Source organism: Micromonospora phytophila (assembly GCF_023656545.1).
GTDB classification, from domain to species: domain Bacteria; phylum Actinomycetota; class Actinomycetes; order Mycobacteriales; family Micromonosporaceae; genus Micromonospora; species Micromonospora phytophila.
The window spans coordinates 1-11,150 of record NZ_JAMOKF010000183.1 but is presented as its reverse complement, the minus strand read 5'-3'; the positions used below and the strand labels follow the sequence as shown (position 1 = coordinate 11,150).

Sequence of the window (11,150 nt, the reverse complement as noted above, 5' to 3'; positions counted from 1 at the left end):
CTCGCCGCCGCCGGCCACGACACCGTGCCGGCCGACCCGGTGTACCCGACCGCACTCGGCCTGCAGGGGATCGCCACCTGGTTCGCCGCGGCGGCCGCCGACGTGCGCGCCGCCGGGTTGGACCGGCGCGGCCTCCAGCGGCGCACCCGCCGGCACGTGGCGCTCGGTGAGTGGGCGCAGCGGCGCGGGTACGTCCGGGAGGCCGACCGGGCCGCGTGGCGGGAACGGTCCATCGGCTTCTTCGCCGACCACTCCGTGGACGTGCTGCTCACCCCGGCGCTGGCCACGGTGCCGCCGGAGGCCGCCGGCTGGGCCGGCCGGTCCTGGCGGGCGAACATGGCGGCCAACATCCGCTACGCCCCGTACGCCGCGCCGTGGAACATCGCCGGCCTGCCCGCGCTCGTGGTGCCGGTCGGCCGGCGCCCGGACGGGCTGCCGGTGGCCGTGCAGCTGGTCGGCCCGCCCGGCTCGGAGCTGCTGCTGCTCGGCATCGCCGGCCAGTTCGAGATGCAGGCCCCCTGGTCCCGCCACGCCCCCGGCTACCCCCGGGTCGGAACGGGGTCACCGGCCACCGCATGATCGTTTAACGTGTGCGCACCTTCACGCACACCCGGGGGACGACAATGCGGTGCCAGACCTGTGGGAACGAGACTTCCCCCGCCATCAGCAACTGCCAGAGCTGCGGCACGCCGCTCGACTCCCCGGCCCTGTCGCCGGGGATCACCACCTACGCCGTACGCGGGATGGGCCTCGCCGCGGCGGTCGGCGTGGGCCTCGCGACGGCGGTGTACCTGCTGCTGGCCCTCTTCCCGGTGGCCCGCGCGGTGCTGGCCCGGTGGGGCGCGACCGCCGACGACGCCGACCTCGCCGGCCTGCTGCGGGGCGTCACCCTGGTCGAGGGCCTCGTCTCGCTGTCGTACCTGGTGGTCCACCTGACCACCGGGGCGCTGGTGATGATCTGGATGTTCCGGGCCCGGAAGAACACCGACGCCTTCCCCGGCGCGCGGCCGTACCTCAACGCCCACTGGGCGATCACCGGCTGGTGGGTGCCGATCGCCAACCTCTTCGTGCCCTGCCGGGTGATGGCCGGCATCGCCCGGGACACCCTCGGGCGCGGCCGGGCCTCCGTGCTGGTCGGCCTCTGGTGGGCGGGCTGGCTGGTCTTCACCTTCGCCGACCTGTTCCGCAGTGTCGGCGCCGAGGCGTACGACCCGGTGCTCGGTCCGCGGACCACCGAGAATCTCCAGCTCTACGTCGACTACCACCGCGAGGCGGCGCTGTGGAACCTGGTGCCGGCGCTGGCCTGCCTGGTCGCCGCGGTGTCGCTGGTCGTGCTGATCCGGCGGATCTCCGCCGCCCAGCAGGCCCGCATCGAGCGCGGCACGTCGGCCTGGCCGGTGTTCGGCGGCACGGCCGTGCCGGCCCCGCAACCGGTGTCCGATCAGACGGTGGCGTCGCTGCCGGACGGTCCGGCGGCGGGTGGCACGATCGGGGCATGACGGAACTGGTCGGTCTCGCCGACGTACGCGCCGCGCGGGAACTGCTCGCGGGCGTCACCCGGACCACCCCGCTGGAGCCCTCGCGTCCGCTCAGCGCCGCGTTGGGCGGGCCGACCTGGCTGAAGTGCGAGAACCTGCAACGCGCCGGCTCGTACAAGGTGCGCGGCGCGTACGTGCGGATCTCGCGGCTGTCCGCGGCGGAGCGGGCCGGCGGCGTGGTCGCCGCGAGCGCCGGCAACCACGCCCAGGGGGTGGCGCTCGCCGCCGGGCTGGTCGGCACGCACGCCACCGTCTTCATGCCGGTGAACGCGCCGCTGCCGAAGGTGGCGGCCACCAAGGGGTACGGGGCTCAGGTCGAACTGGTCGGCAACACCGTCGACGAGTCCCTGGTGGCGGCGCAGACCTTCGCGGAGCGGACCGGTGCGGTGCTGATCCACCCGTTCGACCACCGGGACGTGATCGCCGGCCAGGGCACGGTGGCGCTGGAGATCCTCGAACAGTGCCCGGAGGTGAAGACGATCATCACCGGGGTGGGCGGGGGTGGCCTGGTCTCCGGGATGGCGGTGGCGGCCAAGGCGCTACGGCCCGACGTGCGGATCATCGGCGTGCAGGCGGCCAGCGCGGCGGCCTTCCCGCCCTCGCTGGTGGCCGGCGAGCCGGTGCGCCTGCCGGCGTTCAGCACGATCGCGGACGGCATCGCGGTCGGCCGGCCGGGGGAGCTGACCTTCACCCACGTCCGCAAGCTGGTCGACGAGATCGTCACGGTCTCCGAGGAGGACATCTCCCGGGCGCTGCTGATGCTGCTGGAGCGGGGCAAGCTGGTGGTCGAGCCGGCCGGCGCGGTGGGCGTGGCCGCGCTGCTGGCCGGCGCGGTCGAGGTGGAGCCACCGGTGGTGGCGGTCCTCTCCGGCGGCAACATCGACCCGCTGCTGATGCTGCGGGTGATCGAGCACGGCCTGGCGGCGGCCGGGCGCTACCTGCGGGTGACCGTGCGCTGCTCGGACCGCCCGGGACAGCTCGCCTCGCTGCTCAGCGAGATCGCCGAGCACCGGGCGAACGTGGTGGACGTCGAGCATCAGCGGGCCAACCCGCACCTGAGCCTGGGTGAGGTGGAGGTGGCGCTGTCGGTGGAGACCCGGGGCGTCGAGCACTCGGACACGCTGATCAGCGCGTTGCGGGCCAGCGGCTACCAGGTGGTCTTCGCGGCGGAGGCGTGACACCGGTCGGTGCCACGCCCCCACTGATGCGAATCTCCTCGGCCGTGGGCCTCGCCCGGGCTGTGGGCCCGGGCGGTGGGGCTCAGCCGGTGAAGGGCTCGAAGCTGACCACGGTCACCTTGATGTCGGCGCCGCTGGGGGCCGTGTAGGTGCAGGTCTGCCCGGGGCGGCCACCGAGGATCGCCTTGCCCAGCGCCGACTCGGGGCTGTAGACCGTCAGCTCGGTGGTGGCGGCGATCTCCCGCGAGCCGAGCAGGAAGGTCTCGGTGTCGTCCTTGTCGTCGTCGAAGTAGATCGTCACGACCATGCCGGGCGACACCGCGTCGGCAGTCGGCGCAGAGCCGACCTGGGCCGTGCGCAGCAGCTCCTTGAGATAGAGGATGCGCCCCTCGGCCTTGCCCTGCTCCTCGCGGGCGGCGTGGTAGCCACCGTTCTCCCGCAGGTCGCCCTCTTCACGCCGGGCGTTAATCTCGGCGGCGATGACCGGCCGGTTGGCGATCAGCTCGTCGAGCTCTGCCTGGAGTCGATCGTGCGCGTCCTGGGACAGCCAGGTGGCGGGCGCCTCGTTGCCATTGGACACAGGCGGTCTCCTCGTTCGTGCGTACTGGCTGACGGGTGAAATTCCAAGTTACCAGTGCGGTACGACACGGGGTGTCGACGATCACCGTCGGTGCCCTGTCGCGACGCCGACGGTGCGTTCCGCCGCTGTGGTCCGTCCCCCGGTCGTGGCTGCTCAGGCCGCTGGCCGGCAGCGCACCACCTCGCCGATGAAGGGGCGGGCGGTGGTCGCCAGCCGGTGCTGGGCGGTCACCCGACGCTCGCCGGGTCGGGCGGTCACCGTCACCTCTTCCCGGGCCACCTCGGCGCCGTCGCGGTCCCGGGCGCGCAGCACGCAGACCGCTGAACCGCCCTCCGGCACGGTGACCCGGAAGTCGACCAGCACCTGGTTGTCGGTGATCCCGGTGTAGGTGATCACCTGGGCGTCGTAGTTCGGGTCGCCGTACTGCTGGTAGAGCCGGACCGCGACCAGGCTGAAGACCGCGACCATGGCGAGCGCCAACAGCACCGCCAGCAGGGGGCGGCGGCGGCGCGGGTCACGGCGACGGCCGTACCGTCCGGGCGGGAAAACCGGCGCGCCCGGTGGAATTGTGGCGTGCGTCTCGGTCACCGGCGGGTATCTCCTGGCGTTGTTGTCGGCGGCATCGGCAAGAATGGCAGAGTTCCATTCTCCCAGCCCGTCCTGATGTCAAGAATGACAGGTCGGCACCGGCAGGTCCCGGCGCGGGGGAGGATTCCGGCAGGTCAGCCGGGCGGTCCGGGAGAGTCCCCGGCCGGCAGAGACGAGGAGCGCCGAAGTTGGCAGAGCAACTGCGACTCATGGCCGTCCACGCACATCCGGACGACGAGTCGAGCAAGGGCGCCGCGACCACCGCGAAGTACGTCGCCGAGGGCGTGGACGTCCTGGTGGTGACGTGCACCGGCGGCGAGCGCGGCAGCGTGCTCAACCCGAAGATGGACCGCCCGGACGTCTGGGCCGACATCGCCGAGATCCGCCGGGCCGAGATGGACGCCGCCCGGGCGATCCTCGGCGTCGAGCAGGCGTGGCTCGGCTTCGTCGACTCCGGCCTGCCCGAGGGCGACCCGCTGCCGCCGCTGCCGGAGGGCTGCTTCGCCCTCCAGGACGTCGAGGTGGCGGCCGGCCCGCTGGTGCGCCTGATGCGCGAGTTCCGCCCCCACGTCGTCACCACGTACGACGAGGAGGGCGGCTACCCGCACCCCGACCACATCATGACCCACAAGATCAGCATGGCGGCCTTCGACGCCGCCGGTGATCCGGAGCGCTACCCGGAGCTGGGCGAGCCCTGGCAGCCGCTGAAGCTCTACTACGACATCGGCTTCTCCAAGGGCAAGATCATGGCCCTGCACGAGGGCATGCTCGCCGCCGGCCTGGAGTCGCCCTACGAGGAGTGGCTCAAGCGGTGGGAGGACCGTCCCGACAAGGGCCCCCGGATCACCACCCGGGTGGAATGCGCCGACTACTTCCCCGTCCGCGACGACGCGCTGCGCGCCCACGCCACCCAGATCGACCCGGACGGGTTCTGGTTCCACGTGCCGATGGACCTCCAGAAGCGCGCCTGGCCGACCGAGGACTTCGAGCTGGTCCGCTCGATGGTCGACAGCCCGCTGCCCGAGTCGGACCTCTTCGCCGGAGTGCGCGAGACGGCCCATGCCCGCTGACCCCGTACGGGGCTACGCTGGTCTCCAACCGCACATCGGAGGAACGCCATGCTGACCGCTGCCCAGGTGCTCGCGGAGAACAACTTCGGTGACACCCGCACGGGTGGTCTGGCCGGGCCGATGGGCCTCTTCCTCATCCTGCTTCTGGCCACCGCCACCGTCCTGCTGATCCGCAACATGAACGCCCGGCTGCGTCGACTGCCCGACCGGTTCCCCGAGCAGGCCCCGCCGGCCGGGTCGGGTCGGGCCGATGCGACAGTCGCCGATCCGACAGACGGGACGCGAGCGCAGGATTCATCCTCGGACGCTTCCGACGGGCGTCAGCAGCACCGGAACGGGTAGTCCGCGCATGATTCACGTCGAACCCGGTCGTCGCCCCCTGTTGCGGTCACCGGGTTTGGCTTAGCCTTCCGCCGGGGGGACCAACGTCCCCGAGCCGTGCGCGGGAGGGGGCGCCGATGACCACCACAGCAGCGGCCGCCCGTCGTACCGTCGACCGGTCCGCAGACGGAGGAGGTCGGTGACCTCCGGCAGGGCCGGCGACTCGCTCGACCGGCCCGACAGCCGCGCCGCTCCGGCGCGGCTGCTCCTGCTCACCGGCGCCGTGCTGCTCACCGCCCTGGCCGCCGCCGCGGTGGGGTTGACGCTGCCGCCCCGCCTGCCCGCCGACGACCCGCTCGGCGGTCCGGCCCGGTTCGGCGTCGCGGTCGCCGTGTTCGCCGTCGCCCAACTGGCCCGACTGCGCTTCCGCACCTCCGCCGGCATGGTCAGCATCACCTGGGGCGAGGCGGCGCTGATCGTCTGCCTCTACCTGGTGCCCGCCGGCTGGCTGCCGTCCGCCACCCTGCTCGGCGCCGGGTTCGCCTGGTCGGCGATGTCGCTGTTCGGCGACCGTCGGCCGGTGCTGGAGGTAGTCCGGATCGCGGCCTCGCTGACCGCCGCCACCGCACTGGCCGTGTCGGTCAGCACCGCCCTGGGCGAGCCGCTGCTGGCCGCGCCGACCCCGGCGCTGGCGCTCGCCGTGATCGCCGGCTCGGTCACCTACCTCTTCACCACCGCCTGGCTGGGCGGCGCCACCCTGGCGCTGCGGCACGGCGTACCGATCGGGCCGCCGCTGCTCGCGGCGCTCCGGGGCAAGCTGCTGATGTTCGTCGGCAACGTCGCCGTCGGCCTGGTCGTGGTGGCGCTGCTGGAACTCGACCCGCGCTGGCTGCTGCTGCTCCCGCCCCCGCTCTGGCTGCTGCAACAGACCTACCGGCACCGGCTCCGGGCCGACCGGGAGCGCCGCACCTGGCGCGCCTTCGCCGAGGCCACCGCCGCGCTCAACCAGCTCGACGAACGGGGTGTGGCCACCGCCGCAGTGACCGGCGCGCTCGCGCTCTTCAACGCCGAACTCGTCGACGTCGACGTGGCGCGCGGCGACGGCGGGTGGCGGCGCTACCGGGGCGACCCGGGCGGTCAGGTGGTCGACCGGGAGGTCGGCCCACCGGCCGGGACCGACTCCGACGAGCACGAACTGCTCCGTACCCTCACCGTCGGCGCCGCCCAGGTCGGCGAACTGCGCGTCCGTTTCCCGCGCTCGGCCCCGCCGAGCGCCCGGGAGCGCGACGCGGTGGCCGCCTTCGGCGACGCCCTCGCCGCCGCGCTGCACGACGCCGCGACCCACCGGGAGCTGCGGCTGGTCACCGCCCGCTCGTCGTACGAGGCGGTGCACGACCAGCTCACCGGGCTGGTCAACCGGGCGGCCATGCTCAGCAAGGGTGACCAGGCGCTGCGGCAGCTCGCCCACGACCATCCGGTGGCGCTGCTGCTGCTCGACATCAACCAGTTCAAAGAGGTCAACGACACCCTCGGGCACGCGGCCGGCGACCAGCTGCTGCGGTTGACCGCCAACCGGCTGGGCACCCTGGCCCGCTCCGGGGACCTGCTCGGGCGGCTCGGCGGCGACGAGTTCGCGCTGCTGCTGACATCCGTCCCGGTGGTCGGTGACCGGACGGCCCCGATGGCGTACGCGCTGCGGCAGGCCCGCGAGATCGCCGAGCGGCTCGCCGCGCCGACCGAGGTGGCCGGGGTCCGGATGTCCATCGAGGTCTCCGTCGGGGTGGTGGTCGCCGACGCCGGCACCGCCGACCTGACCGAGCTGCTGCGTCGGGCCGACATCGCGATGTACCAGGCCAAGGAGGGCGGTGGCAGCGTCGCCGCGTACGACTCCGCCTGGGACGCGGCCAGCACCGACCAGCTGGCCCTGCTGGCCGAGCTGCGCGAGGCGCTGGAGGTCGACGACCAGCTGGTGCTGGCGTTGCAGCCGGCGGTCGACCTGGCCACCGGGGCGCCGACCGGGGTGGAGGCGCTGATCCGCTGGCGGCACCCGCGTCGGGGCCTGCTCAGCCCCCAGGACTTCATCCGCCCCGTGGAGAACAGCGAGCAGCTTGGCGCCTTCACCCGGTACGTCCTGGACAAGGCGCTCGCGGTCGCCGCCGACTGGGCCCGCGCCGGGCTCGACGTGCCGATCTCGGTCAACCTCTCCGCCCGCAGCCTACTGGACCGGCGGCTGCCGGCCGAGGTGGCGGCCGCGCTGCGCCAGCACCAGGTCCCGCCGCACCGGCTGGTGCTGGAGATCACCGAGACGGTGGTGATGAGCGAGCTGGAGGTGATCGACGAGGTGCTGGCCACCCTCCGGTCCATGGGCGTGCAACTGGCGGTGGACGACTTCGGCACCGGCTTCTCCTCGCTGACCTTCCTCACCCGGATCACTGTGGACGAGCTGAAGGTGGATCGCTCCTTCGTGATCCGGATGGTCGACTCCCCGGAGGCGGCGGCGATCGTGCGGACCACCGTCGGGTTGGCCCACGAGCTGGGGTTGCGGGTGGTCGCCGAGGGCGTGGAGACGGCCGAGCAGCGTCTGGCGCTGACCGAGCTGGGTTGCACGGCCGCGCAGGGCTACCACTTCTTCAAGCCGATGCCCCCCGACAAGATCGCCGCGGTCCTCGGCTCACTGCTCGACGAGGCCCGCCCGAACGTCTTCCCGCTGCGCGCCGACGGCGCCTCCTGACGGCATCACCGCGCTGGTCGCCGTCGGTCTGCTGGCGCGGGAAGCCCGGTCCGCCGACCCGGTGGGCGGAGGGCGTCGACCGGCAGCGCAGCCGTGGGCACGCGGGCCAGGTCGCCATTGCCGATTGGTAGGTCCGCGCCACCGGGGCGGCTCCCGGTGGCGCGGACCTCCCGTGCTCAGGCGCGGGGAAGCACGTCGTCGAGGACGTCGGGCAGGGCGGCCCAGTCGGCGGAGGCGATGCTGGCGTGCCGGGCGGCCAGCTCGGCGAGCCGGGCCCGGGCGGCGTCCGGGTCGCCGCCCACCGCCGGTGGGACGTTCTGCGCGTCGGTCATCACCAGCAGGTAGCGGTTGGCGGCGTACCAGGCGGTGTCGATGCCGCCGGTGGCGTACGTGGTCGCGTCCCCGTCGAAGACCACGAACCAGGGGCGCAGGCTCGCGTCGGCGTAACGGGCGCGGGGGTCGCCGGCCTGGGCGCGGTGCACGGCCGGGAACGCCTGCGCGCGGGCCAGCGTGCCGGCGGCGGCCAGCGCGGCGAGGTGGCGGGCGTACTCGACGTCCGTCCACAGGGTGTCGGTCGGGTTGCCCTCCTCCACGGTGCCGGGGATCAGCTCGACGATCACCTTCCCGGCGAGCTGTTGCCGGGTCGGCCAGGCGTCGGCGCGGGCGGCGGCGTCCAGGGTGGGGTGCGTGCCACGTAGCTTCGCCGGGGTGAAGACCCGGTCGCCGAGCCGGGCGGCGAGCAGCGCGTCGAGCTGGACGGGCCCCTGGCCCGTACGGCTGCTGAAGCCGGTCTTCAGCTCCAGCTTGAGGATCAGCGGCCCGGCGTCGGGGTGCGCGGCCAGCCAGAGCCGGATGTCGTCCAGGCAGTGCTCCAGGTTCCTGTTGCGGGTGCCGGTGTAGAGCTGGGCGGCGCTGGTGGCGGCCACGCAGTTGTTGTCGTTGCCGAGCGGGTTGGAGTGGCTGACCCGCCACTGCCGCGCGAACACGTCCGGCCAGACATCCAGCTCGATCAGCCCCGGCCGGGCGTCCAGCGCCTGGGCGAGGTACGTGTACGTGCTCTTCTCGTACGCGTTGTGGGTGCCGACGCCGGTGGTCGCGGAGATCCGGGCGCCCGGGTCGACGGCGGCCGGCGCGGGCGTCGCGGTGAGCAGCGACGCGGCGAGCGCGCCGGCCGCGAGGGCGGACAGGACGGGGAGTCTGCGCATGGACGTGCCTCCTCGTGAACGGAACATGCACAGATTCAAATACATAAACGTTAACGGAAGTGGGACCGTCCAGGTCGGTCGGCTGACCGTCGCGCCGGAGCACGGGCGCTCGCCGCGCGGGCTGGTTATGGTCGTCGGGTGAACCGACTCGCTGACGCCACCAGCCCCTACCTGCTCCAGCACGCGGAGAACCCGGTCGACTGGTGGCCGTGGTGCGACGAGGCGTTCGCCGAGGCGAAGCGGCGCGACGTGCCGGTGCTCATCTCGGTCGGCTACGCCGCCTGCCACTGGTGCCACGTCATGGCCCACGAGTCGTTCGAGAACGAGCAGGTCGGCGCGCTGATGAACGACGACTTCGTGTCGATCAAGGTGGACCGCGAGGAGCGCCCCGACGTCGACGCCGTCTACATGACCGCCACCCAGGCGATGACCGGGCAGGGCGGCTGGCCGATGACCGTCTTCGCCACCCCGGACGGCACGCCGTTCTTCTGCGGCACCTACTTCCCGCGCCCGAACTTCGTCCAGCTGCTCCAGTCGGTCGCCGCCGCCTGGCGGGACCAGCGCGACGCCGTGGTCAAGCAGGGCGCCGCGGTGGTGGAGGCGATCGGCGGCGCCCAGGCCGTGGGCGGTCCCACCGCGCCGCTGGACGCCGCGCTGCTCGACGCCGCGGCCGAGCAGCTCGCCCGGGAGCACGACGCCACGAACGGCGGCTTCGGCGGCGCGCCCAAGTTCCCGCCGCACATGAACCTGCTCTTCCTGCTGCGCCACCACCAGCGCACCGGCGCGCCGCGGAGCCTGGAGATCGTCCGGCACACCTGCGAGGCGATGGCCCGGGGCGGCATCTACGACCAGCTCGCCGGCGGCTTCGCCCGCTACTCCGTCGACGGGCACTGGACCGTGCCGCACTTCGAGAAGATGCTCTACGACAACGCCCTGCTGCTGCGCACGTACACCCAGCTCTGGCGGCTGACCGGCGACCCCCTCGCCGCCCGGGTCGCCGCCGAGACCGCCGCGTTCATGATCGACGATCTGGGCACCCCCGAGGGCGGCCTCGCCTCGGCGCTCGACGCGGACACCGAGGGCGTCGAGGGGCTCACCTACGCCTGGACCCCGGCCCAGCTGGTGGAGGCGCTGGGCGAGTCCGACGGCCGCTTCGCCGCCGACCTCTTCGCGGTGACCGAGGAGGGCACCTTCGAACACGGGATGAGCGTGCTGCGGCTCGCGCGGGACGTCGACGACGTAGACCCGGCGGTCGCCGCCCGCTGGGAGCAGGTCCGGGCCCGGCTGCGCGAGGTGCGCGACACCCGGCCCCAACCGGCCCGCGACGACAAGGTGGTCGCCTCCTGGAACGGGCTGGCGGTCACCGCGCTGGTCGAGCACACCGCGCTGACCGGCGACCCGGTGACCGCCGCCGCGGCGGTCCGGATCGGCGAGGTGCTGGCCGACCGGCACCTCGTCGACGGCCGGCTGCGCCGGGTGTCCCGGGGCGGCGTGGTCGGCGAGCCGGCCGGCGTGCTGGAGGACCACGGCTGCGTGGCCGAGGCGTTCTGCGCCCTGCACCAGCTCACCGGGGAGGGGCGCTGGCTGGAGCTGGCCGGCCGGCTCCTCGACGTCGCGCTGGAGCGGTTCGCCGCCCCCGGCGGGGGGTTCTACGACACCGCCGACGACGCCGAGCGGCTGGTGAGCCGGCCGGCCGACCCGACCGACAACGCCACCCCGTCCGGCCGCTCGGCCGTCGTCGCGGCGTTGGTCGCGTACGCGGCGCTGACCGGCGAGACCCGCTACCGGGAGGCGGCCGAGGCGGCGCTGTCGACGGTGGCGCCGATCGTCGGCCGGCACGCCCGGTTCACCGGCTACGCGGCTACCGTCGGCGAGGCGCTGCTCTCCGGGCCGTACGAGATCGCGGTGGTCACCGACGCGCCGACCGGTGACCCCCCCG

At 73.7% G+C, this 11,150-nt stretch carries 9 protein-coding genes and 2 pseudogenes; 8 read left to right on the top strand and 3 right to left on the bottom strand.

The genetic code is table 11. The annotated features are described in order from the left end of the window. The 3 genes from NCC78_RS20200 to ilvA all read left to right on the top strand — a co-directional run. Window positions 1-579: amidase family protein (locus NCC78_RS20200; RefSeq protein WP_250796271.1), on the top strand; the 579-nt coding region annotated here is incomplete at its 5' end. Between the two features lie 11 nt (window positions 580-590). Next, window positions 591-1,499 (top strand): DUF4328 domain-containing protein, encoded by a 909-nt coding sequence (locus tag NCC78_RS20195; RefSeq protein ID WP_250796270.1) that lies wholly within the window; start codon window positions 591-593, stop codon window positions 1,497-1,499. Beyond that, on the top strand, window positions 1,496-2,716 hold the full coding sequence (gene ilvA, locus NCC78_RS20190; protein WP_250796269.1) for a threonine ammonia-lyase: 1,221 nt from the start codon (window positions 1,496-1,498) through the stop codon (window positions 2,714-2,716). Before NCC78_RS20195 ends, ilvA begins: the two co-directional genes overlap by 4 nt. A gap of 82 nt (window positions 2,717-2,798) precedes the next feature. On the opposite strand, the gene greA is transcribed toward ilvA, so the two are convergent. Together greA and NCC78_RS20180 are read right to left on the bottom strand one after the other, a co-directional pair. Continuing rightward, window positions 2,799-3,296 carry a transcription elongation factor GreA gene (gene greA / locus NCC78_RS20185; protein ID WP_250796268.1) on the bottom strand — a complete coding sequence of 166 codons (498 nt, stop codon included), beginning with the start codon at window positions 3,294-3,296 and terminating at the stop codon, window positions 2,799-2,801. 153 nt (window positions 3,297-3,449) lie between these two features. Then, window positions 3,450-3,884 carry a DUF4307 domain-containing protein gene (locus NCC78_RS20180; protein ID WP_250796267.1) on the bottom strand — a complete coding sequence of 145 codons (435 nt, stop codon included), beginning with the start codon at window positions 3,882-3,884 and terminating at the stop codon, window positions 3,450-3,452. A 188-nt stretch (window positions 3,885-4,072) separates the two neighbouring features. Between NCC78_RS20180 and mca the strand changes: the two genes are divergently transcribed. From mca to NCC78_RS20165, 3 genes are all read left to right on the top strand, one after another. Further along, a complete protein-coding gene (mca, locus tag NCC78_RS20175) occupies window positions 4,073-4,954 on the top strand; it encodes a mycothiol conjugate amidase Mca (protein ID WP_250796266.1) in 882 nt (293 codons plus the stop codon). A gap of 48 nt (window positions 4,955-5,002) precedes the next feature. Continuing rightward, complete coding sequence (locus NCC78_RS20170; protein ID WP_250796265.1) at window positions 5,003-5,296, top strand: hypothetical protein; 294 nt, start codon at window positions 5,003-5,005, stop codon at window positions 5,294-5,296. A gap of 241 nt (window positions 5,297-5,537) precedes the next feature. Then, complete coding sequence (locus NCC78_RS20165) at window positions 5,538-8,006, top strand: putative bifunctional diguanylate cyclase/phosphodiesterase (RefSeq protein WP_250796272.1); 2,469 nt, start codon at window positions 5,538-5,540, stop codon at window positions 8,004-8,006. A 176-nt stretch (window positions 8,007-8,182) separates the two neighbouring features. Here the strand turns inward: NCC78_RS20165 and NCC78_RS20160 are convergent, their stop codons facing one another. Next, window positions 8,183-9,211, bottom strand: coding sequence for a phosphatidylinositol-specific phospholipase C domain-containing protein (locus tag NCC78_RS20160; RefSeq protein WP_250796264.1), 1,029 nt, complete (start codon window positions 9,209-9,211; stop codon window positions 8,183-8,185). 138 nt (window positions 9,212-9,349) lie between these two features. Between NCC78_RS20160 and NCC78_RS20155 the strand changes: the two are divergent. Together NCC78_RS20155 and NCC78_RS32575 are read left to right on the top strand one after the other, a co-directional pair. Beyond that, window positions 9,350-10,580, top strand: a pseudogene (locus tag NCC78_RS20155) (thioredoxin domain-containing protein); the annotation flags it as partial. Between the two features lie 59 nt (window positions 10,581-10,639). Next, window positions 10,640-11,150, top strand: a pseudogene (locus tag NCC78_RS32575) (hypothetical protein); the annotation flags it as partial.